This is a genomic window from Paraburkholderia sp. (genome assembly GCF_047605525.1).
Lineage (GTDB): Bacteria > Pseudomonadota > Gammaproteobacteria > Burkholderiales > Burkholderiaceae > Paraburkholderia.
This window is the reverse complement of sequence record NZ_JASGFN010000007.1, coordinates 183,695-205,725: the sequence shown is the minus strand read 5'-3', so window position 1 is coordinate 205,725 and position 22,031 is coordinate 183,695. Positions and strand designations below refer to the sequence as shown.

Annotated in this window: 18 protein-coding genes; 4 read left to right on the top strand and 14 right to left on the bottom strand. The window is 62.8% G+C overall.

The features are described 5' to 3' along the window. Window positions 1–13 precede the first annotated feature (13 nt). From QM685_RS12670 to QM685_RS12650, 5 genes are all read right to left on the bottom strand, one after another. Entirely contained in the window at window positions 14–1,516 is a 1,503-nt protein-coding gene (locus QM685_RS12670; RefSeq protein ID WP_415116322.1) for an aldehyde dehydrogenase, read from the bottom strand. Beyond that, window positions 1,513–3,069 carry a monocarboxylate uptake permease MctP gene (gene mctP, locus QM685_RS12665; protein WP_415116320.1) on the bottom strand — a complete coding sequence of 519 codons (1,557 nt, stop codon included), beginning with the start codon at window positions 3,067–3,069 and terminating at the stop codon, window positions 1,513–1,515. Before mctP ends, QM685_RS12670 begins: the two co-directional genes overlap by 4 nt. Further along, window positions 3,066–3,308, bottom strand: coding sequence for a DUF3311 domain-containing protein (locus tag QM685_RS12660; RefSeq protein ID WP_415116318.1), 243 nt, complete (start codon window positions 3,306–3,308; stop codon window positions 3,066–3,068). The genes mctP and QM685_RS12660 overlap by 4 nt, the downstream gene beginning before the upstream one ends. Window positions 3,309–3,354: 46 nt before the next feature. After that, complete coding sequence (locus QM685_RS12655) at window positions 3,355–4,992, bottom strand: thiamine pyrophosphate-binding protein (RefSeq protein WP_415116316.1); 1,638 nt, start codon at window positions 4,990–4,992, stop codon at window positions 3,355–3,357. A gap of 71 nt (window positions 4,993–5,063) precedes the next feature. After that, a complete protein-coding gene (locus tag QM685_RS12650) occupies window positions 5,064–6,002 on the bottom strand; it encodes an SMP-30/gluconolactonase/LRE family protein (protein ID WP_415116314.1) in 939 nt (312 codons plus the stop codon). 25 nt (window positions 6,003–6,027) lie between these two features. Between QM685_RS12650 and QM685_RS12645 the strand changes: the two genes are divergently transcribed. Beyond that, a complete protein-coding gene (locus QM685_RS12645) occupies window positions 6,028–7,482 on the top strand; it encodes an alpha-hydroxy acid oxidase (protein WP_415116312.1) in 1,455 nt (484 codons plus the stop codon). Window positions 7,483–7,634: 152 nt separating this feature from the next. Beyond that, window positions 7,635–8,456 (top strand): GntR family transcriptional regulator, encoded by an 822-nt coding sequence (locus QM685_RS12640; RefSeq protein ID WP_415116310.1) that lies wholly within the window; start codon window positions 7,635–7,637, stop codon window positions 8,454–8,456. Between the two features lie 17 nt (window positions 8,457–8,473). On the opposite strand, the gene QM685_RS12635 is transcribed toward QM685_RS12640, so the two are convergent. From QM685_RS12635 to QM685_RS12625, 3 genes are read right to left on the bottom strand one after another with little or no spacing between them, the layout of a single operon-like run. Continuing rightward, entirely contained in the window at window positions 8,474–8,992 is a 519-nt protein-coding gene (locus QM685_RS12635; RefSeq protein ID WP_415116308.1) for a cupin domain-containing protein, read from the bottom strand. 21 nt (window positions 8,993–9,013) lie between these two features. Continuing rightward, window positions 9,014–9,973: an amidohydrolase family protein gene (locus tag QM685_RS12630; RefSeq protein WP_415116306.1), complete on the bottom strand. Its 960-nt coding sequence runs from the start codon at window positions 9,971–9,973 to the stop codon at window positions 9,014–9,016. Further along, a complete protein-coding gene (locus tag QM685_RS12625) occupies window positions 9,970–11,250 on the bottom strand; it encodes an MFS transporter (protein WP_415116304.1) in 1,281 nt (426 codons plus the stop codon). Before QM685_RS12625 ends, QM685_RS12630 begins: the two co-directional genes overlap by 4 nt. Before the next feature lie 298 nt (window positions 11,251–11,548). Between QM685_RS12625 and QM685_RS12620 the strand changes: the two genes are divergently transcribed. Beyond that, complete coding sequence (locus tag QM685_RS12620) at window positions 11,549–12,307, top strand: IclR family transcriptional regulator (RefSeq protein WP_415116302.1); 759 nt, start codon at window positions 11,549–11,551, stop codon at window positions 12,305–12,307. A 5-nt stretch (window positions 12,308–12,312) separates the two neighbouring features. Then, window positions 12,313–12,939, top strand: coding sequence for a cadmium resistance transporter (locus tag QM685_RS12615; RefSeq protein WP_415116300.1), 627 nt, complete (start codon window positions 12,313–12,315; stop codon window positions 12,937–12,939). A gap of 87 nt (window positions 12,940–13,026) precedes the next feature. Here QM685_RS12615 and surE read toward each other — a convergent pair whose 3' ends face one another. From surE to QM685_RS12585, 6 genes are all read right to left on the bottom strand, one after another. Then, window positions 13,027–13,806 carry a 5'/3'-nucleotidase SurE gene (gene surE / locus QM685_RS12610; RefSeq protein ID WP_415116298.1) on the bottom strand — a complete coding sequence of 260 codons (780 nt, stop codon included), beginning with the start codon at window positions 13,804–13,806 and terminating at the stop codon, window positions 13,027–13,029. A gap of 27 nt (window positions 13,807–13,833) precedes the next feature. Next, on the bottom strand, window positions 13,834–14,880 hold the full coding sequence (locus tag QM685_RS12605) for a porin (RefSeq protein ID WP_415116296.1): 1,047 nt from the start codon (window positions 14,878–14,880) through the stop codon (window positions 13,834–13,836). Window positions 14,881–15,233: 353 nt separating this feature from the next. Then, a complete protein-coding gene (locus QM685_RS12600; protein ID WP_415116293.1) occupies window positions 15,234–16,769 on the bottom strand; it encodes a class I adenylate-forming enzyme family protein in 1,536 nt (511 codons plus the stop codon). Window positions 16,770–16,822: 53 nt separating this feature from the next. Continuing rightward, window positions 16,823–18,277: an aldehyde dehydrogenase family protein gene (locus QM685_RS12595; RefSeq protein ID WP_415116291.1), complete on the bottom strand. Its 1,455-nt coding sequence runs from the start codon at window positions 18,275–18,277 to the stop codon at window positions 16,823–16,825. 47 nt (window positions 18,278–18,324) lie between these two features. Beyond that, window positions 18,325–19,434, bottom strand: coding sequence for an NAD(P)-dependent alcohol dehydrogenase (locus tag QM685_RS12590; RefSeq protein WP_415116289.1), 1,110 nt, complete (start codon window positions 19,432–19,434; stop codon window positions 18,325–18,327). Window positions 19,435–19,517: 83 nt separating this feature from the next. Beyond that, window positions 19,518–22,031, bottom strand: a complete 2,514-nt coding sequence (locus QM685_RS12585) for a pyruvate, phosphate dikinase (RefSeq protein ID WP_415116287.1) — start codon at window positions 22,029–22,031, stop codon at window positions 19,518–19,520.

The following is a 22,031-nucleotide window of genomic DNA, read 5'->3' as shown; positions in this document are numbered from 1 at the left end:
GTCTCCTTGATTGTCAGGTGCGTAGCACGAACGGATCCTGCACTTCGTCGCCGAGCTCGCACCACACGCTCTTGGTTTGCAGATATTGCTCGATCGCCTGCGCACCGTTGACACGGCCCACCCCGCTCGCCTTGTAACCGCCAAACGGCGAGTTAAAAGCCAGCGCACGGTACATGTTGATCCACACGGTGCCTGCCTCCAGCCGCTTCGCGAAGGAATGGGCCCGCTGGAGATTGCACGTCCACATGCCCGCGGCGAGGCCGAAGCGCGTGCCGTTCGCTTCGGCGAGCACTTCCTCGTCATCGTCGAACGGTGTCACGCAGAGCACCGGCCCGAACACCTCCTCGTTCATGATGCGGTTTGCGCGCGTCGCACCGCCGAAGATCGTAGGCTCGAAGAAAAGGCCGCCCTCGTAGCCGGGCACGCTCGCACGCCTGCCGCCGCATAGCAGCTCGGCGCCGTCCTCCCGCGCCTGCCCGACCATGGTCATGTCCTTGTTCAACTGGGCCGAAGTCGCCACCGGCCCCATCTGCGTGTCGGCCAGCAGCGGATTGCCAAGCCGGATCTGCCGCGCGCGCGCGACCAGCCGCTCGACGAACGGCTCGTAAATCGAGCGATGCACATACGCACGCGAACCCGCGATGCAGGTCTGCCCGGCCGCCGCGAAAATACCCGCCAACACGCCGGCCTCGGCCTGATCGAGCCGTGCGTCCTCGAACACGATGTTCGCGCTTTTGCCGCCCAGCTCGAGCGTGCAGCCCGCCAGCCGGCTGCCTGCCTTGGCGGCAATGCTGCGGCCGGCCGGCTCGCTGCCGGTGAAAATGATTTTGGCAACGCCCGGATGCGTGACCAGGGCCTCGCCCGACTCGCGGGCGCCCGTCACGACGTTGATCACCCCCGCCGGAATGCCGGCGGCCTCGGCAAGCCGCGCCAGTTCAAATGCCGACGCGGACGTCACTTCCGAAGGCTTGAGCACGATCGTGTTGCCTGCCGCCAGCGCGGGAGCCATGCTCATGATCGTGATGAGCGTCGGAGAATTCCAAGGCACGATCACACCGATGACACCAAGCGGTTCGCGCAACGTGTAGTTGAGCACGCTCTGGCGTTCAAGCGGTATGACCCTGCCTTCCACCTTGTCGGCAAGGCCGCCGAAGTAAAACAGCCAGTCCTTCACGATCTTCGCTTGCGCCTGCATTTCGGCAAGCAGCTTGCCGTTCTGTTCGGTTTCCAGCGTGGCGATCGGCAATGCGTGTTCGGCGATCTTCTCGCCCCAGGCGATCAGCAGGCGTCCGCGTGCGCTGGCCGAAAGCCGTCCCCACGGTCCCTTGAGCGCGGTGCTCGCGGCGAGGACGGCGTCGTCGACATCCGCCGCCGTCGACAGGGCGAAGGTGCCCCACTCGCGCCCGGTCGTGGGATTGATCGAGACGAAGCTCTCCTTTTCGCGTGCGGGGACCTGCTGGCCGCCGATGTAATTGCCGTAGCGCGGATGACCGGCATGCGGATCGATACTGTTCATACACCCTCCATGGTTTTCTTCGTGCCGGCGCCCGGCTGGCCGTCGTCGCCGGAATCCGCCGGGCGGCGGATCTTCAGGCGCGCGCTGACCACCCACGCCACGGCGATGTTCAGAATCAGCGCCCAGATGGCCGAATAAAGCGGAACGGTATAGCCGCCGATCTGCAGCGGATAGACCGACGACTTGAAGTGCAACTGCGCAACCATCCAGGTGCCGCAGGCGAGACCCACCAGGAGGCCGCCCAGCAGGCCGCGGTGATCGAACTTGCGGCCGAAAAGACCGAAGAGCACGGCAGGGAGCGTCTGGATGATCCACACGCCGCCCAGCAGCTGAAAGTCGGTCGCGTAATGCACGGGAAGCGCAAAGATGATCGCCACCGCGCCGATCTTCACGACCACCGCGACGAGCTTCGACACGCGGGTCTCGTCCGCGCCCGTCATGCGTGGATTGACGAACGCGCGATGTACGTTGCGCGTATAGAGATTCGCCGCGGCAATCGACATGATGGCGGCAGGCACCAGCGCGCCGATGCCGATGGCCGCGAACGCGAGTCCCGCCAGCCACGACGGGAAGAAGTGCAGGAACAGGGCGGGCACCGCGAAATTCGCGCCATACGCCGTGAAATAGCGCGCGAACTCCGGCATGTCACGCACGCCCGCCGCGATCGCCATGTATCCCAGCAGCGTAATGAAGCCGAGCAGCAAGGTGTACATCGGCAGCAGCGCCATGTTCCGGCGCACGGTATTGCCGGACTTCGACGAGAGCAGCGCCGTGGCGGCGTGCGGATAGAGCACCGCCGAAACCGCCGAGCCGATCGCCAGCGAAACGTAGACGCTGTACTGATCGAGGCTCGTTGCCGTCGGGGAATGCAGCAACAGCTTCGACTGTGGCACGGCCGCGAAGATGTGCTCGAAGCCGCCAAGCTGCCCCGGAATGATGATCGCGGCTGCGATGACGGTCACGTAGATCAGCACGTCCTTCACCACGGCGATCAGCGCCGGTGCGCGCAGCCCTGATTTCCACGTATAGGCTGCGAGCAGCGCGAAGGCGATGGTCAGCGGAATGTCGCCCGCGATGCCCGTCGTGTCGAAGCCCAGTGCGCCGATCGCCACTTCGAGACCGACCAGTTGGAGCGCGATGTACGGCATCAGGGCGACGATGCCCGTCACGGCAACCGCGAGTGCAAGCGCCTTGCTGCCGTATCGTGCGTGTACGAAGTCCGCCACGGTCACGTAGCCGTGCTGCTTCGCGATATTCCAGAGCCGCGGGAATATGATGAAGATGAACGGGAACAGCACGATGCAGAACGGAATCGCGAACATGCCCATCGCGCCGGTGCCGAATGCAAGCGCCGGAATGGCGACGACGGTGAACGCGGTGAACAGGTCTCCGCCCAGCAGAAACCATGTGACGATCGTGCCGAACTGGCGGCCGCCCAGGCCCCATTCGTGCAATTCGTCGAGATTGCCCCGTCGCCATCGCGCGGCCATGAATCCGACCACCGTCACGAAGAGGAACAGCGCGACGAAAACCGAGGTGGCAACGACGTTCATGAGGTTTCTCCGTCTTGCGGCAGCGTCGAGCCACATTCCGGCGTGAGGCAATAGACGAGCCCCGTTACCAGTGCCCCGACGATCACGAAGGCCAGTTGCGACCAGTAGAAAAACGGGATGCCCCATAGACGAGGCTCCACGCGGTTGTAGAACGGCACGCCGACGACCAGCGCGAGCGGGATAAGGAAAGCCCAGTACCAGCCGGCTCCGGACCTTCCGGCAGCGGATGTGCGATTCATGAAGTCTCCTGTTTGTTATTGACTGTGTACGTGCATTCCAGCCGTTTCAGCCGCGCAGCGCCTTCGACTGCGCCAGATATCCGCTCGGATCGACCTGCACGTCGATGAGCACGGGCCCTTGCGCTTCCCACGCGCGCGCGAGCGCGGCCTCGTAGGTCTCGGGCGTCGAGGCAGACCAGGCCTGCAAACCGAAACCGCGAGCGATTGCGGCAAAATCCTGACGCGGCCAGTCGACGCCATCGCGCGTCATCCCGCGGCCTTGTTGCTTGATCTGGATGAGCGAGAGCGTCGAATCGTTGAACACCACGACGCAGAGCTTTGCACCTATCCTGGCCGCCGTGGCCAGCTCGCCAATGCACATCAGCAAGCCGCCATCGCCGGTGAAGGCGATGACCTGCCGGCCGGGCGACGCGAGACTCGCCGCAATACCGGCCGGCAATGCGAACGCCATCGATGCGAGGCCGTTCGAGATGAGCACGTCCGAGCCGCGCCGCGCGCGCCAGAACGCCATTGCGGAGAACATGTGCGCGCCGGCGTCCACCGTCACGCGCGCGTCGAGGTTTTGGTTTTGCGCGCTCGCATGCGCGAGGGTCACGACCTGCTCGGGCGTGAGTCCGGAGCCATGCCCGGTGTAGGCGAGCCGCGCACGCATGCGCTCCTTGTGCCGCGCGATCTCGCCCGGCTCCCAGCCAGGCGCGCGCCCGGCGTCCGCCAGCGCATCGAGCGCGGAGGCAATCGGCGAGCGTACCGCGGCGCGCGGCGCGACGTAATGCGGCCGATGCTCGACGGGCCCGACATCCAGCACGGGTGCCTCATATCCCCAAGGCCGCCCGATCAGCTCGACCGGGTCCAGCCCGCAAAGCACGATCAAATCGGCACTGCCGACGCATTCACGTTCAAGTGCCCCGCCCGTGAACAGGCCGACCGAGTGGACGGCATCATCGGGCACGACACCTTTCGCCTTATAGGTCGTGAAAAGCGGGCAGTCGAGCCGCTCCACGAGCGCGCGCAGTTTCGGCGCAACTTCGGGTAGCCGTGTTTCGAGGCCTACAATGACGACCGGGCGGCGTGCCGACTCGATCAGCGCCTTGGCCGCCGCGATCTCGTCGGGCCGCGGAGCGGCATTGGCCGACTGCTGCGGCGCCGCGGTGTCGCAGATCGTCGCGCGCGCATCGAGTTCTCTGCGCGCGTTCTCGCCTGTCAACTCGATGTACACCGGCCCCCATGGCTCGGTCCTGGCGAGCGCAATGAGGCGCTCGATCCCTGCTTCGACGTCGTCGCCCTCGAGGCGCGAATGCGCCTTGACGAGCGGGCTGAGCAGCGCGCGCTGATCGAATACCTGGTGCGAATCCGTCTGCGCCTGCCGGCTTGTCCAGCCGTCCGTAATCAGCAGCACCGGGGCACGGTCGAGGCTCGCCTGGGCGATGGCGTTGGCGACGCTTGCCGTGCCGGGCCCCTGCGTCGTGACGACGACCGAGAGGCAGCCGCTCGCCTCGGCTTCGGCGGCCGCCATCATGCCGGCTGCGGCTTCCGTGTGGGCCAGCACGAACGGCACGTCGAGCGCGGCGAACGCCTGAATGATGTCGAGGCTGCTGCCGCCTCCGGGCACGCCGTAAATGCGGCGGACGCCATGACGCTTGCCCGCGTCGGCGATGAGTTGCGCGATGTTCTTTGGCGATTTCATTGAATCGAGGTTTTGGGAAGTGACGCGCGCCCGACGTGGGCGCCCGGGTTAGCGACGTTAGCCGCGAACGTTTAGTGCCCTGTTGCGGGCACCGCGTCTTCTTCGGCGTGCGAATACATCCGGGCGCCCACGACAGGCGTATCCGCCACCAGTACCGAGCAGCCCTGCGTAATGAAGAGGCGCCGGTTCTGCGGTCCGCCGAATGCGCAATTGGTCGTCATGTTGCCGTGCGCGGAATTGATGCGCAGGACCGGTTCCCCTGTCGGGCCGAAGACCCAGACCGCGCCGAGGCCGACGTGGCAAACGGCCAGCGAGCCGTCGCTGGCGAGCGCAAGTCCGTCCGGGCCGCCGCCGCCCGACATCTGCACGTAAACGCCCACCTTCGTCACGAGACCATCGCGCACGAGCGGCACGCGCCAGATCGCGTTATCGCGCGTCACGGCAAGGAGCACTGTGTTCGTCTTCTCGTTGAGCACCAGTCCGTTCGGGCTCGGCACGTTGCTCAGCAGGCAGTCGAGGCGACCGTTGCGATCGAGTCGGTACAGCTTGCCGGTCGCATCGTGCAAGCCCGTCTGGCCCTGGTCCGTGAAATAGACGTCGCCGTTCGACGCGAACACGAGATCGTTGAGCCCCTTGAATCGCTGCACGAGCGCGCGCTCGAGGAACGGCTCGATCTTTCCCGTAGCGGGATCGAACACCATGAGACCGTTCTTGCAGTCGGCGATGAAGGCCCGACCGTCGCGATGAAACTTCAGGCCATTCGGCTCGCCGTCGTACTCCAGTTCGCAGCTCACGCGCGCATCGGGGGTGATCTTGAACAGGCGTCCCCACGGAATGTCGACGACCCAGAGATTGCCCTCGCGATCGAACGACGGCCCTTCGAGGAATGCCGGTGCGTCCGCGCCGTGAAGCTGCACGTCCACCCACGTCGAGCGACGGCCCTTGACGTGAAATTCGGAAGGTATCCGCACGAACTCCTCGGCTCGAACGGTAGGCGGCGGTGGGAACATGACAAGTCCTCGAGAAGAAAAGTAGATGGTCGATTCAAAAAGCTGTACGTACATGTTATCTTCAACATGTCTTTCAGACGCATTGGGACAAACACCTAAATACTCTCTTTATTGCAGACTTATTGTTCGCATGCCAGAATTTAACCAGCAACTTCCGTTTAATTCTTATACGTACAGGTTATTGGAATTTTTGACAAGATCCGCACGACCGCGTCCGATGCGATTTTTTCTGAGGCAAATCATGAAAGTTCACAAGGCTCTGAGCATCGACGACCTTCGCAAGCTCGCGAAGGCACGTCTTCCCAAGGTGATCTTCGACTATCTCGAAGGGGGAGCCGAGGACGAGGCTTGCCTCGACTCGAACGCCGCCGCCTTCGCACGACACAAATTCATTCCACGCTATCTCGTGGACATTTCCCGCCGCGATCAGTCGGTGAACCTGTTCGGGCAGACCTACGCCTCTCCTTTCGGTATCGCGCCCACCGGCATGATCGCGATGGTGCGGCCCGACGCGGACCTGATGCTCGCGCAAGCGGCCGCGCAGGCCGATGTGCCGTTCGTGATCTCTGGCGCGAGTACCGCGTCCATCGAGAAGATTGCGCGCGTAGCGCCCAAATCCTGGTATCAACACTACCCATGCCGCGACGAAGCGATGGCGAGCGATCTGTTCAGGCGCGTAGCCGACGCCGGGCTGATGACACTGGTAATCACCGTCGACGTGCCGCTGCATTCCAAGCGCGAGCGCAACATCCGCAGCGGCTGGGTGAGACCCTACAAACCCACGCTGCCGGTCATGCTGGAGGCGGCGCGGCACCCTGCGTGGGTGATCGAATACCTCACCAGCGGCCTTCCGTATATGGAGAACTACCGCCGCTACGCGCCGCCCGGCACGAACGCGCGCGCGCTTACGAGCTTTTACGCGGAGCAGGTGCCGACCGCGCAGTCGTGGAAAACGATCGAGCAGATCCGCAGCGAATGGAGCGGCACGCTCGTGCTCAAGGGCATCATGCATCCCGACGACGCGGCGACGGCGGTTGCGGCCGGCGTCGACGGCATCATCGTGTCGAACCACGGCGGCCGCCAGCTCGACCGTTCCATCGCGCCGATCGACATGCTCCCCGACGTCGTGGCGGCCGTAGGCGATCGCGTCACGGTCATGCTCGACAGCGGCATTCGCCGCGGCGCGGACATCGCGACCGCGCTGTGCCTCGGCGCGCGTTTCACGTTTGTCGGGCGCGCGCCGGCCTATGGCGTGAGTGCAGGCGGTACCGAGGGTGCGCTGCGTGCGCTCTCGATCCTGCGACAGGAACTCGATCTCGTCTGCGGTCAGCTGGGTTGCCCGCGCGTGGACGAGTTGAACGAAGCCTGGCTGGAAGCGCCGCGCGCGAACGCGCATGCGCCGAAGCCGGCCGACGCCGCTTCGACTACGCCAGCGCTGCGAACGAATCGCCCGACGGCATACGCGACGGCCACGAACTGACGGACGCCACGGACCGATGCAATCGCGGCGGCCGCCGGCATGCCCTTGCGGCGCGCTCCGCCGTGCCCGCGCCACCTCGTTGACAAGCCGACCAGGACGCCGCAGCCCGCGTGGTAAAGTTCCACTGCCCATTTTCGGCACGGAGGAAATCGTTGGGTCAGCGCACAGCATCATCGGCCGCTAAAGCAAAGAGCGAACGCGCGAGGGGAGCACGCACGCCGGCAAAACGCACGGGCGGCGCCCAAGCGCGTTCGGAGCCGCTCTATGTTCAGGTCGTCTCCACCCTGAAAGAGGAAATTCTCAGGGGCGTTCATCCGGTCGGCACGCAGTTGCCTTCCGAGGATCTGCTTGCCGATCGCTTTGCGGTGAGCCGCCATACGATTCGCGAAGCGCTGCGCCGGCTGCGCGACGATGGCCTGATCGCATCCCGACAGGGCGCGCCGACCACCGTCGTGCGGCCCGCCGCGGGCAGCGGCGCCTATGTTCACGAGATCGCTTCGATCAACGACCTGTTCTCGTTCGTGTCGGCGCTGCAGTTCCAGATCGATTCGGTGGAAATGGTGACCGCGAACGCCGCGCTCGCGGCGCGGCTCGGCACTGGCGTGGGCAAACAGTGGCTGCGCATCGACGGATTTCGCTATCCCGCCGATGACACAACACCCGCCTGCTGGATGGAAGTTTTCGTTCACGAAGACTACGCAGGCGTCGCGCGCCTGCTGGACCACAACAAAGGGCCGATCTTCGAACTGATCGAGACGCTTTACGGCGAGCGCATCGTCGAGGTGGAGCAAACGCTGCGCACCTCGCCGATGCCGGCCCAGGTGGCGGCCGCGTTCCACGCCGATCCAGGCGAAACGTCGGTCGAGGTGATCCGCACGTTCCGGATCGCCTCGGGCAAGACCGCCGAAGTGTCGATCGCCCACTATCCCGCCGAAAGCTTCACGTTTTCGATGACGTTGCGCCGAACGCGCTGACGTGCCGCCCCCTTTAGTCAGGCAAACCAGCGCTCGCCGAGGACCAGCGGCACTTCCTTGTTCGCTTCGGAAAAGCCGTCCAGCGGCAGATTGTCGATACCGACGCGCGCAAGCGGGTCTGCCGACGCATCCGCCACGGCCCCGACACGCAGCATGACCAGCGGCTCGTGTTCGTCCGCGCAGAAGGAATAGAACGAGCCGCGCGGCAACAGAATGCCTTCATTCTTCGACACGACCCGCACTTCCCCGTTGGGTCCGTGGAAAGTCGCGCTGCCCTGCAGGATGTAGAACATGTGATCTTCGTTCGTGTGCGCGTGCAGTTCGTTCTCCCCGCCGCTCGCGTACGTCTTGAGGACCACACTGAGCGTGCGCGTCGCGCCCAGCACGATGTTCGTGCGGCCCTGCTCCGGCAACTGGGCGCGTGCATGGAAGAATGTAGGTTTCGTGCGCTTTTCCATCTCGGCCATGGCCCTCAGCCATTCGGCCGTGCTTCGGACGATGCTGGAAGAAGACGGTGTCGATTCGAAGGTTTGCATGTTCCGGCTCCTGAATGAAAGTCACTCGGCGGCAGACGTGCCGCACGTATCGACGCCACTGTCACAGGCGAGGTCGTCGTCGAAGTCATAGAGCCTCGCCGGGTTGTCGACGAGGATGCACTGGCGCATTGTCGGGTCGGGCGCCCACTCGCCCAGCAGGTTCAATAGTTCGCCATCGTTCACCGCGTACGGTGCGCTGATGCGCGTGAGGTCCGGCTTGCCGTCGTGCGAGGCGCCCGGGTGCGGCCAGTTGCTTGCCCATACCACGCGCTGCTCATTAGCCGCAATGAACGCACGCGCGATCGCGCCGAGGCCGGCTCGATCCGCGTCGCTTTGCGTACACAGATAAGGCGCGGACAGCTTCACGTAGACGCGGCCTTCGCCCATCAGCCGGAAAATCGCTTCGAGACCGGGCTGCGCCGGCCCTGCGTTGGCGCGCGCACGCGCGAAATGATCGAGCACCACGGGCACATCAAGCGCGGCGATCACGTCGCTCAAGGCCGCGACAACCTCGAGCCGGCTATAGATCTGCATATGCCAGCCGCGGCCCGCAATCTGCCGCGCGGTGTGCCGTAACAGCGCGCCGCAGCGCCCGGGGTCGCTTTCGCCCAGCATCTCCAGATTTACACGCACGCCGCGCACGCCCGCAGCGTGGAGCGTGTCGAGTTGCGCGCCCGAGGTGTCGCCGCCGATTACCGCAACGGCTCGCGCCCGCCGCTGCCCGATCGCCTCGACCGCGTGCAAGGTCGCCGAATTGTCCGCGCCGTACACGCTCGGCTGCACGATCACCACACGTTGAAGTCGCTGACGATCGAGCAGGGAGCAAAGCTGTTCGACACTCGCGAACGGCGGCGTATATTTTCTGGCCGGCGAAAACGGGAAGCGCGGATCGTTCGGGAACACGTGCGTGTGACAATCGCACGCGCCGGGAGGCATCGGAAAGCTGATATCGGCCATGTCGAAACCTGTTCGCGGATTCATTGCAATGGCCTGCCTTTCGTCTCGGGCAGCGTTGCCGCCATCACCACCGAAATGGCATAGGCAAAACCCGCGAAGATCGCGATCGCGCCGCCGAGTGACGACGATTCGCTGAGAAAGCCGACCAATGCGGGAAATAACGCACCGATGCCGCGGCCGAAGTTGTAGCAGAAGCTTTGACCCGAAGCCCGTACGTGCGACGGATACAGTTCGCTCAGGTATGCCCCCATGCCGGAGAAGACGCCGCAGGACGTCACGCCGAGCGGGAAGCCCAGAACGAGTATCTGCGCATCGGTAAGCGGAAGTTTCAGATACACGTACAGGCACACCGCCGCCGCCAGCGAAAAGGCGATAAAAGTCCGGCGCCGGCCCCACAGATCCGCCAGATACGCTCCCGCGATAAACCCGCAAAACGAACCGACGATCAGCACCATCAGATAGCCGCCGGTGTTGAGCACCGAGAGATGCCGCTCGACCTTGAGGAAGGTCGGCAGCCAGGTCGACATTGCGTAGTAGCCGCCGGTAAGAGCCGTGCAGAGGGCCGAGGCCTTGAGGGTCGTCATCGCGAGCGGCGGTGAAAAGATCGCGAGCAGATTCGATTTTTCGCCCGACATTCGTTGTTTCGCGCGCGCGTGAAGAAAGATGTCGGGCTCGTCGACGTTGCGCCTCACGAAGAGCACGAGCAGCGCGGGAAGCACGCCAGCCCAGAACAGCGAGCGCCAGGCCAGTTGCTCCGGCAGGAGGGAAAACGCCACGCTGTAGGCAATCGCCGCCGCACCCCAGCCAAGCGACCAGCCGCTTTGCACAAAACCCACGGCCTTGCCGCGATCTTCCGAACGGACCGTTTCCGCAATGAGGACTGCGCCGATCGCCCATTCGCCGCCGAAGCCCAAGCCCTGGAGAATGCGCAGGACGAGAAGCTGCTCGAAGTTCTGCACGAAGCCAATCAGGATGGTGCATACGGAAAACCAGAGAATGGTCGCCTGCAGCATTCGCACCCGTCCGAACCGGTCGGCAAGCATGCCGGCAATCCATCCCCCTACCGCAGATGCGAGCAGGGTCGCCGTGCCGACCAGCCCGATCTTCCCCCTGTCGATGGCGAGACCGCGCGTAAGCGCCGAAATGACGAAACTGAAGATCATGAAATCGAATGCGTCGATGGCCCATCCTCCGAAGGAGGCCGCGAATGCCTTCTTGCCCCGGGCGTCGAGGCGCGAGATCCAGGCCGGCGTCCACCATGCGTTCGACTGCGGCAATTCCTCCGTTTCTGCTAGCTTCATTTCCCTCTCCATGAAGGTCTGGCACGAGGCGCCGCTAACCCGGGAGCGGCGGCCCGCGACGCGCGTGGCAGCGCACTTGAACGAGACTGCCGACTGAGTTATTATTCACACACAGGAACAAATTGTCCCCAGGTATGAACCCTTAAGCAGTTTAGGGAGAACTGAAGCACCGGGAGGCGCGTGGCAGCGGCGATTCCGGAAATGAAGGACCGCAACAAGAACGTCAGGGCAGTTATCGAAAAGCGGCGACGGTACACTGCGTACGACGTCCCCATCCAATTGAAAGAGTGAAAGGCCAATGGTCAGGCAAGCCGCCCAGGTACTCGAACTGCTGGAATTTTTCGCCCAGATCAAGCGCCCCGCAGCGCTCGCGGAGATCTCCGAAACATTGAACTGGCCGCGCTCCAGTACGTTTAATCTGCTTTCAACGCTGAAGTCGCTCGGCTACCTTTATGAACCGCGTCCAAAGGGAGGCGTCTATCCGTCGCCGCGTTGGGCCGAACTGCTCGAGGCCATCCGCATTGGCGACACGCCGCCGCTCGAAATGGAGGGCTTGCTCGTCCACCTCGCCAATGCGACGGCCGAAACCGCGGCACTGGCGGCGCCCAATGCCGGACAGGCCATGTTCGTGGGCGTGAGCGAATCACCCTATCCCGTTCGGTTCACCACGCAGGTCGGCAACTGCGTACCGCTGCACGCCACGGCTGCTGGACGCGCGCTGCTGTCGCAACGACCGCGCGCCGAGCGGCTGGCACTACTCAGAAGAGCGGAATATATTCATTACACGGCCAGGACCCTCATGACGCCGGACGAAGTCGACGCCGAAATCGAGCGATCCATCCGACAAGGATGGTTTCTCGGCATCGAAGAGTACTCCCCGGGTCTCATGGGGATCGCGCTGGCACTTCCTCTGCCGGGGCGGCATTACGCATTGCTCGTTTCCGGGCCGACCGATCGGCTCGGCTCACGTGTCCAGGAAGTGGTCGATCTGATGCGCAATGCCGTGCGAGAAATGCTCGGTATCGAAGTGACGTCTGCGGGCGCGCAGGAGCGCTGACGCACATGGCCGTGCTGGCGATTTTCCCGCCCTTGCCCTTCACCGTTCTGGATACGGTGACATCCGCCGTGCTGGCTTTCCTGGCGTCGAGCATAGACGACTATGCGCTGTTGATCTGCCTGTACGCCAGCCCTCAGGCCCGCATCGGCGAGATCACCGTCGCCAGAATGCTTTGTACGACTCTGGTACTCTGCATGGCAGCCGCCTTCGCGACCGCTAGCCTTGCATTACCTCCCCCGGTATCACGGCTCGCGGGACTCGCCCCGCTTGCGATTGGCGTCAAGAGGTTGATCGGCAATCGCAACTCGCGTAGCGCTACGGATGCCGGGACCGGCGACCTGAACCCGCGCCGTCAACCGGTGGGCGCGATACGTCGCGTCATATGCCTTGCAGTCCTTTTTTTCGGATCGAGCCTCGACAATCTCGCGCTCTACGTGCCGCTCTTCGTGCATGCGCGTCTGGCAGAGGCCGCCACGACGTTTGGCTTTGTCTTCACACTGACCTTGATGCTCTGCGGCATTGCCTTGATATCTGGGGCGTTGCCGGGTCGGTTTCATTGCGTCCGATTGAAGCTCGGCACTGCCGTGCCCTATCTGATGATGTTTATCGGTATCAAGGCGCTAGCAACCTAACCCCCGTCTTGTCTGTTCGAGTATGAAACGCCTCGCACAGCCTGATCTCGTCGTCGGCCGGTTCGTCTGCGACCAATTACAAATCCCTCAAGCGATGACCCGCCGCAAGTATTCGAGCACATCGGGGGCGGTGCGTTCAAACCTGAGCGGCGTCACCGTGACGTGCCCGGCTCCGAGCAGCGCGCTTTCGGCTTCAGCAGCATCGCCATGCGGCCGATGCTTCAGCCGAAGCCAGTGATACTCGATGTCCCTCGGGTCGGACCGCGAAATGATCTCCACGCCTTGCAGCAAGCCTGCACCTTGATGGGCAGCATGTAGCGCCTTCACTTGCGCGACCGCCTCCGAAGGGAAATTCACGCTGAGACAGACCGGCTCGGGGTAACGAAGCGATACGAGCCGCCGTATGATTTCCGGCGCAAGTTCTGCCGCGCGCGCCCACGGTACCTTGTTTCTATCGACAAAATCCTGACTCAACGCAATAGCGGGTACAGCGAGCAGCATGCTTGTCATCGCGGCGCCGACCGTTCCGGAGAAGACCGTCTCAATCCCGAGGTTCGCGCCGCAGTTGATGCCTGACAAGACGAAGTCGGGCGCGCAGTCCTTCATGATCCGTCCCAGCGCAACGGCCACGCAATCACCCGGCGTACCTGCGACAGCGTAGCGCCGCTCCGCGCGGCGATCCACTCTGATGGGCGAGTACAGACTCAGCGAGTGTGACTTACCGCTCTGATCCTCGACCGGCGCAACCGTCCAGACCTCGCGCGCAATCGACGCAGCGGCTTCCTCCAATACGCGTAAGCCAGGCGCGTCGATGCCGTCGTCGTTCGTCAGAAGCACCCGCTCGACTGGAAAGTCAGTGTGGACCATGACGCTATCCTCGATTCACAGCGCGAGTCAGAATGTGTGTCGGATGCCGAGGTTCACGCCCGTGGTCGTTTGTCCCGTGGGGACCGCGAACGACGAAGGCGCCAGCACGGCCAGGTTGGTCTGGAATGCGCCCTGGTTGTGCACGATACCGACCTGGGTATAGACGACGGTCCGTTTTGACAGCGCGTAGTCGGCACCGAACGCAAACATCCGGGACTTGTTCTCACTCATCCCCTTGTTGGTCGCGTAATAGAATCCGCCGTTGAGTGAAAGCGCGGGTGTGGTATGCCACACAGCACCCGCACCATAGACGTTCACATTGGACAGCGGCGCCGTCGACGACGGGTTCAGATAGTTGACCCAGTCTATCTTTGCGAAGACAGATCCGATCGTGTAACCGATCGCAGCAGTCTTGCCGATTGCAACGGTTTGGCCGGTGTCCTCGTCGGCATGAGTGTAGTACGCCGCGTTCGCGTAGACCGAGCCTCGATCGAACGTGAGGGACGCCGACATGCTTCGGCCTTTCTTCGTCGATCCGGCGACGCCGCCCACCGCATATTCCACCGCACCGACCAGTCCGTAAAAGCTCGGCGTCGTGTAGACGATCGCATTGCTGTCGAAAATCCCGGTAATGCCGAATTGCTGGAAGTACTGAACGAGCTGGCTGCCGAATTGAGGCATTCCGCGCGGATCGCCATTCGTGACCGCAAGAAAAAATGGCGAAAACTGCAGACCGAACTTCACATCTCCGAACGGCCCCGATAATCCAATTGTCGCGGCCCGGCCAAAGATGCCGCCATTGGAATCCCCCAGCGCACCCGTGCCGGTCGAAAAGCCGCCTTGCAGATTGAAGTTGACCGCATACCCGTTGCCGATATCCTCGCGCCCGCGAATACCGTAGACGGATGGGAGGTACGCGCCGTCGACAAAAGCGACACCGCTGTGGCCTGATACCGTCCTGTTCTGGTAGAGAAGGCTCGAGTCAAGAATACCGTACAGGGTCACGCTGCTTTGCGCCATCGCCGACATGCTAAGCCCAAAGAGCACACCTGCAATCAAGGTTCGTCTCATCATTGTCTCCTGTTCTTTTCGCATGGGCCGATGTTGCTGCCCACGCGTCGTCGTTTATCGGGGGACGTTCGACGGTTTGCCGATTGCGTACCCGTACCATGACGATATGCATCGTTGGAGAGCGACGATAGGTTCGCCGCCGATAAAACGTTGGCCCCGTTTCTATCCATCACCGCGCATCAATTCGCGAGCAAATTGGAGAGCGGTCTTCTGGTAGTGCGCGCGCGGACAGGCAAAAAAGCGCTGCGACCTGGTTAGGTTCGCAGCGCTAATCATCAGGAACCGCCTAAGGAGAGCGTAATCGTCGGGACGCACTCTCTACAATGCATCCCGATGAAAAAGATCAGGGAAAAAGACTACGACACGGTATTGCCGGTCAACGACCGCGCTCTAAGTTCGCGTCGCAGAACTTTGCCGGAGCTGGTTTTCGGCAGGTCGTCGACCACCTCGATCAGTCGGGGCACCTTGTACGCGGCGAGCCGCTCCCGGCAGAACTGAAGCACGTTCTCCGGATCGAGCGCGATCCCATTCCTCTGGACGACAAAGGCTTTGGCCAGTTCTCCTTTGGTCTCGTCAGGCACGCCTACTACAGCGGCCATCGCAACCGCGGGGTGCTCGCATAGAACGCGCTCCAGTTCGGCTGGATAGACGTTGAACCCACCGGTGATAACCATGTCCTTCAGACGATCCACCACGAAGATGAAACCTTCTTCGTCCTTATATGCGAGGTCACCCGTGTGAAGCCATCCGTCCGCTTCGATCGTCTCCGCCGTCGCCTCCGGACGACCGAAATAGCCGATCATCGTAATCGGCCCCTTCATTTGCAATTCGCCGATCTCTCCCACCTTCAGCTCCACGCAAGGCCGCTCCAGAGACCCGATGCGCGCGTCGCAGAAAGTCAGCGGCACGCCAATCGACCCATGCTTTCGCGGTCCATAGAAGGAATGCGTGGTTCCGAGGCCGCCTAGCTCCGTCATGCCCCACAACTCGAGAAGCGGCGCATTGAATCTGCTCTCGACCTCTTTCATCTTGTGCGGCGGCATCGTCTGGCCGCCGACCGTGCACCGCGTGATCGACGATATGTCGTAATCGCCCAATTCGGGAGAATTGAGGAGGTACATGTACATCGTCGGCACGCCTTCGAACAGCGTGGCCTTGTAGGTCTCAATGCTCGACAGGATGGAGCGGGCGTCGAACACCGCGTGCAGCACCAGCGTCATACCGCATGCAATGGCGCTGTTCATCACAATGTTTCCATACACATGCGAACACGGGAGCGCACTGACGACCGTATCGCGCTCCGTGCGCACATGGAACATCGCTGTCATTGCGGTGTTCATCAGGATCGCGCCGTGAGACAACATCGCCCCTTTTGGATGACCCGTCGTGCCGGACGTATAGCCGATGGTGCTCATGTCGCCGGCCCGGATGTCATCGACTGGAACAAATCCTTCGCTGCCCTCGGAAAGCAGATCGTCAAGGCATTCACCGGCTTCTGCCGCATCCCCGAATGAGATCAGCCGCGCGCCCGCGTTGCCGAGCGCCTCGCGAAGCGGCGCAACCTTGTCCAGCGAGCCCAATACAGCCACTGCCTTGCAATCGTTCACCGCGTACGCCGCCTCCGCCGGCGTCAGCATCAGGTTCAACGGATTGACCACTGCGCCGAGCTTGAGAACCGCGTAGTAGCTAACGACCCACTGAACACAATTGGGCGAGTACAACGACACGACCGAGCCGCGACTCACGCCTCGCTTTCTCAGCCCGTTGGCGATGGCGGACGACAGGTTGTCGAGTTGACGGAACGACCATTCCGTTCCGTCAACGACGAGAGCAGTCTTGCCGCCGAACTTCCTCGCCGAGTGCGTCAACAACGCACCGATCGACTGCTCCATTTGCATCTCCCTATAGATCAATGTATGGATATTCCCGGGATCATCCGACGGCATCAAACATTCAGCGGTCGTTCCATGATCGTCTGCATGTTGCAGTACCCGGCCAGCCCATGAAGCGAGTTTTCGATGCCCATGCCCGATTGCTTGTGGCCTCCAAACGCAATGTCGGGGCCGAAAACATGGATCTGATTGATCCACACGGTGCCGGCTTCCAGGCGCCGCGCGACTGCCTGCGCTTTTGCCACGTCCGCCGACCACACCGAGGCCGCAAGACCGTATTCCGTCCGGTTTGCGCGATCGATGGCCTCATCGATATCGCGGTACTTCAGCACCGGCAGGACCGGACCAAACGCCTCCTCGACCACGCACCGGGATTCGTCGGGCGGATTGTCGATGATCGTGACAGGGATGAAAAAGCCCCTGGTGTCGGTGGGAAGGCCGCCGAGCAGAATCTGATGCCCCTGCGCGACCGAGTCCCGCAGGAGATCGCGCACCTTGTCGTATTGCATCCGGTTCTGCAGCGGTCCCAACTGACTTTCGACGAGCAGCCCATTGTCGACCTTCACCGTTCGCGCGTAGTCGACCAGCGCTGCGACCGCGCGGTCGTAGATCTGTTCGTGGATATAAAGGCGCTTGGTGGCCACGCAGAACTGTGAGCTGTTCTGGAAGCTGGCCCAGAACAGATCCCTGGCAATGGCTTCAGGGTCGACGTCCGGCAGCACGATAGCCGGATCGTTTCCGCCGAGTTCGAGCGTCAGGCGCTTCAGATTCGAAGCCGCACTAGCCATCACCTTCTTGCCGGTCGCCGTCGAACCGGTGAACGCGATCTTGCCGATGTCCGGATGTTCGGTCATCCATCGGCCCGGCTCGTTGCCGCCGGACACAATATTCAGCACACCCGGCGGCAGGATCTTCTGCGCCAATTCGCCGAACCATAGCGTGCACAGCGGCGTGTACGGCGACGGTTTCAACACCATCGTGTTCCCCGCCATCAGCGCCGGCGCAATCTTCCACACGGCCAGCAGAAGCGGGAAGTTCCACGGCGTGATGCCCCCGATGACGCCAATCGGCGTATAACGTGTCACCACCTTGTTCTCGCCTTCGTCACGAACGACCTCTTCCGGCAGCGACTGCTTGCCGATTTCCCGCAACCAGTAGATCGATCCGCCGATTTCCCACTCCGCGCCGGCGCGCGGTTTGCCCTGTTCCATCGTGAGCAGCGTGAGAAAGGCTTCGTAATTCGCCTCGATCTGGTCGGCAAGACCGTTCAGCGCCTTCTGACGTTCCGAAAAGCTCGTGTGACGCCATGTATCGAATGCGGTCTTCGCCGCCTGCACCGCCTGATCGAGATGCTGGCGGGTTGCAAGCGGATACGCTGCGATCGGCTGCCCGGTCGCGGGGTTGATCGCGAAGTCCGTGTCCTTCGACACGACCCGGTTTCCGTTGATCGACATCGCAAACTCACGAGCGGGGATTTGCGTCCCCCATACTGCGTTTTCAATCTTCATTTCTCTCTCCAATCTCGTTGCTGCTGCACGCTATCCGATCCGGTTGCCTATTCCATATGGAGCACGGCCTTGATCGCATGCCCCTCCTCCGTATCGGCGACTGCCTTGTTGATTTCGTCGAACCGATAGTGCGTCATGATCTTTTCGACGGGGAATCGGCCCTGCTGATGCAATTCGATCAGCCGGCCGATAAAAATGCCCGGCACGCTGTCGCCCTCGATCACACCTCGCAGCGTGCGGCCAAAGAGAATCGACAGCATGTCGAGGGTGACTTCGGTTCCCGCGGGCGGCAGGCCGATCGATCCACACACGCCGCGGGCGTGCAAACATTCGACCGCCTGGCGCAGCACGCGCGGCAACGCCGTGGTTTCGAGCGAATAGTCGGCGCCTCGGCCTTTCGTCGCGGACTTGACGACTTCGACCGGATCGTCTGACTTTGCATTGATGATGTGGGTCGCCCCGAGCTGCCGGGCGAGATCGAGACGCGCGGGATTCAGGTCGACCGCAACGATGGTCGTGCAGCCTGCCAGACGTGCCGCCATGACGGCGGACAACCCCACGGAACCGGCACCGAACACGACGATCGAAGTACCCGCCCGCGGGTTCAACGTGTTGAGCACGGCTCCCGCACCTGTCTGGATGCCGCAGCCGAGCGGACCATAGAGAGGAAGCTGCTCCACGCCGACACTATCCGGCACCTTGACGACGTTGCGCTCTGTCGCCAGCGCGTGCGTCGCAAACGACGACTGCTGGAAAAAATTGGCGCTGATCTCCGTGCCGTTTTTCTTTACCGATGCGGAGCCATCAATCCGGCGCCCACTAAAATTATTTGGCATCAGATGATCGCAGTACGCCGGTTCTCCTTCTTCGCAACTCGGACAGTGACCGCACGAGTGATACGACATCACCACATGATCGCCCTTTTTGAAACGCGTGACGTCGCGCCCCACCGCTTCGATAACGCCGGCGCCTTCATGGCCTAGCACGATGGGTAGCGGAATCGGCACGTACTGGTCCCTGACGACGAGGTCGGTGTGACATACGCCGGAACCGACGATGCGCACGAGAATTTCGTCGGGACGCGGGTCGTCCAGACTCAACGTTTCGATACTGAACTTGCCGGCCTTTTCATTGACTACCGCTGCCTTGATTTCCATGTCTTCCTCCGGTTCGGGGCACCTGCCCACACCTCACCGCTCTGTTATGGACGCCATCTCTATTCGCAACGCGCGCACGCCGATCAATCGAACGCCGTTTTGCCGATGCTGGAATGCCCGAGGCACAGACGCAGCATCTCGACCTTTTCCGCGGGAACCGAGAAGTGCCGCAATCCAAGCCCATACAACTCACGCACCATTTCCATCACCGGAGAAGCCCCCATCTCGACGACGACCTTCCAGCCTCGCTCCGTTGCAGTGGCCGAAAGCCGTGCTAACGAATCGAGCAGATAACCTTCAAGCGTTTTCAACGGCGAACGCGAGTAGTTTCCCGCCGCTTCGTAGCGGTCGATCACCTCGGCGGAAAACGACATTTCATCGGGCCACCCGTGAAACGTACGAACGAGTTCGGGCACATCGACCCAGATCTCCACGCCGTCGATCGTCGCCGTTGCGAGCTCCGACAGCATCGCCGCGTTCTGGACGAGCACGGCCGGCTTGAGGCCTCCGATCGACTGGAGGATCTTTTTGAAAGCCTCGATCTCAAGAACCTCGGACACCGCGGGGAGCGCGACGGACACGGATCGATGCCCGGCAGCCGACGCCGCTTCGGCCACCCCTTTCAGCAAACCGTTCATCAGTCGCGGCGCACCCAGGGGCAGGAGCATTCCCGGTTCGAGCGCGGCCCATCCGTCCACCATATGGCGCGCCCGCGATCCGCTCAGCCGCGGCAACCGGAGTGCGACGGGAAAATCACGACTGTCGGTCAAAAAGCTTTTGCACGCGTTTGCGGTGTTCTGCTGGAACAGCTCCTCGACTTTCGAGGCGGGCGCGGATGCATTCGCACTCAGCGCCTGAACCGCGTCCACGAGGCCGTGTGCGCCTCCATGGGCGATCAGCAGATCGACGATCGGCACGATCCCGACGCCAGCCGGATGCCGCCTGCCGATCGCGGCGAGCTCGGCGCCCATGCGCGCCGAAGTCCACACGCAAACACCCGATGCCTCTTCCGCCCACGCAAGCAGTTGATTGAGGTGCGGATTCGACGCACCGGTATCGTCGAGCGGAATTGCGCCGACGTAAATACTCCCGGTCTTACCGTCGATCGACAATTGATCGCCCTCCCGAAGCTCCCGGTCACCCACCTTGAAGGAGCGGGACGCCTCGTCGATTTCGAGCGCCCCACAACCGACCACGCACGGCTTGTCGAGCGCGCGCGCGACGACCGCCGCATGGCTGGCCGAACCGCCGCGGGCGGTCACTACGCCTTGAGAATGGAGCATGCCCCTGACGTCGAGCGGACTCGTGGTGGGCCGAACGAGGATCACTGCTTCACCCGTCGCCGCACGCTCGACGGCCCGGTCGCTGTCGAGCACGGCGACGCCGCTCGCATGGCCCGGCGATGCGCCGACGCCGCCGACCAGCAGGCTGCCGTTTTCGTTCGCGGCTTCGAGATCCGAAGGAACGAACCCGGGACGGACGAGTTGCCGTAACTGGTCCTCCGTGACTCTCGCCAAAGCGGTTTTGCGGTCGATCAGATCTTCATTGGTCATTTCGACCGCGATCCTGACCGCGGATGCCGCCGTACGCTTCGCCGGACGCACCTGCAGCAAATGCAGTTCTCCCCTCTCCACCGTGAACTCGATATCCAGCGCATCCCGGTAAATCTCTTCGAGCCGCTCGCCCACGGAGCGCACTTCTTCGGCGATGCCCGAAATGGCCGGCGAAGGTGCGCTGAGCGAATCCGGGGTCTTCGTTCCGGCGACCAGGTCCTCGCCTTGATGACCCGCCAGATATTCGCCGAACAGCCGCCGTTCACCGGTCATCGGATCACGTGTGAACGCAACGCCGGTTCCGGACTCGGCATCGAGATTGCCGAATACCATCGCCTGGATGACGACAGCCGTTCCCAGGTCGTCAGGAATGCGGTGATGCTTGCGATAGGCCCTGGCTCGCGCGGAGTTCCAGGAGTCGAACACCGCGATCACCGCACGCTCGAGCTGCTCTCGCGCAGAGGCAGACGGCCGTTCGCCCAGCTCCGATTCGATCGCCGCGAGAATCTCGCGCTCGACGCGCGCGAACGCGTCCGCGGCCGGCTGATCCGGCGGCGAAAGAGCTTTTTTCAGATCCGGCGCGAGCGATTCCAGATCGACGCCCAGCACGGTATCCGCGTACATCGCCCAGAACCGCAGCCAGGTGTCTTCGACGAAAGCGCGCGCTCCGCAAGCCGACGCAAATTCAGCCGCCGAAGCCGCGTCGAGCCCGAGGTTCAGGATCGTGTCCATCATCCCGGGCATGCTGATTTTCGCGCCCGATCGGACCGACAGCAGCAGCGGAATACCTTTTCCGCAAAACGACTTGCCCGTGCGTTGTTCGAGCAGGTGTATCGCCGTATCGATTTCGTCACTCAACGATGCGGGCAGTTTGCCACCCGCGTCGTGGAACGCCCTGAAGGCGTCGGTGCTGATTACGACAGCCGGCGGAACCGGCAACCCAATCTGGCGCATCTTCGCCAGACCGCTTGCCTTGCCGCCAAAGCGCGCCTTGTCGTTCGGATCGATAGTGTCGACATCCCACAGGTACTTGATAGCTGCCAT

Coding starts and splice junctions, on each gene's coding strand:
- QM685_RS12670 (WP_415116322.1), bottom strand. CDS start 1,516: ATGAACAGTATCGATCCGCATGCCGGTCATCCGCGCTACGGCAATTAC.
- QM685_RS12630 (WP_415116306.1), bottom strand. CDS start 9,973: ATGAATCCGCGAACAGGTTTCGACATGGCCGATATCAGCTTTCCGATG.
- QM685_RS12660 (WP_415116318.1), bottom strand. CDS start 3,308: ATGAATCGCACATCCGCTGCCGGAAGGTCCGGAGCCGGCTGGTACTGG.
- QM685_RS12635 (WP_415116308.1), bottom strand. CDS start 8,992: ATGCAAACCTTCGAATCGACACCGTCTTCTTCCAGCATCGTCCGAAGC.
- QM685_RS12620 (WP_415116302.1), top strand. CDS start 11,549: ATGGTCAGGCAAGCCGCCCAGGTACTCGAACTGCTGGAATTTTTCGCC.
- QM685_RS12605 (WP_415116296.1), bottom strand. CDS start 14,880: ATGATGAGACGAACCTTGATTGCAGGTGTGCTCTTTGGGCTTAGCATG.
- QM685_RS12655 (WP_415116316.1), bottom strand. CDS start 4,992: ATGAAATCGCCAAAGAACATCGCGCAACTCATCGCCGACGCGGGCAAG.
- QM685_RS12645 (WP_415116312.1), top strand. CDS start 6,028: ATGGTCGATTCAAAAAGCTGTACGTACATGTTATCTTCAACATGTCTT.
- QM685_RS12625 (WP_415116304.1), bottom strand. CDS start 11,250: ATGAAGCTAGCAGAAACGGAGGAATTGCCGCAGTCGAACGCATGGTGG.
- QM685_RS12595 (WP_415116291.1), bottom strand. CDS start 18,277: ATGAAGATTGAAAACGCAGTATGGGGGACGCAAATCCCCGCTCGTGAG.
- mctP (WP_415116320.1), bottom strand. CDS start 3,069: ATGAACGTCGTTGCCACCTCGGTTTTCGTCGCGCTGTTCCTCTTCGTG.
- QM685_RS12590 (WP_415116289.1), bottom strand. CDS start 19,434: ATGGAAATCAAGGCAGCGGTAGTCAATGAAAAGGCCGGCAAGTTCAGT.
- QM685_RS12650 (WP_415116314.1), bottom strand. CDS start 6,002: ATGTTCCCACCGCCGCCTACCGTTCGAGCCGAGGAGTTCGTGCGGATA.
- surE (WP_415116298.1), bottom strand. CDS start 13,806: ATGGTCCACACTGACTTTCCAGTCGAGCGGGTGCTTCTGACGAACGAC.
- QM685_RS12600 (WP_415116293.1), bottom strand. CDS start 16,769: ATGGAGCAGTCGATCGGTGCGTTGTTGACGCACTCGGCGAGGAAGTTC.
- QM685_RS12615 (WP_415116300.1), top strand. CDS start 12,313: ATGGCCGTGCTGGCGATTTTCCCGCCCTTGCCCTTCACCGTTCTGGAT.
- QM685_RS12585 (WP_415116287.1), bottom strand. CDS start 22,031: ATGGCAGCTATCAAGTACCTGTGGGATGTCGACACTATCGATCCGAAC.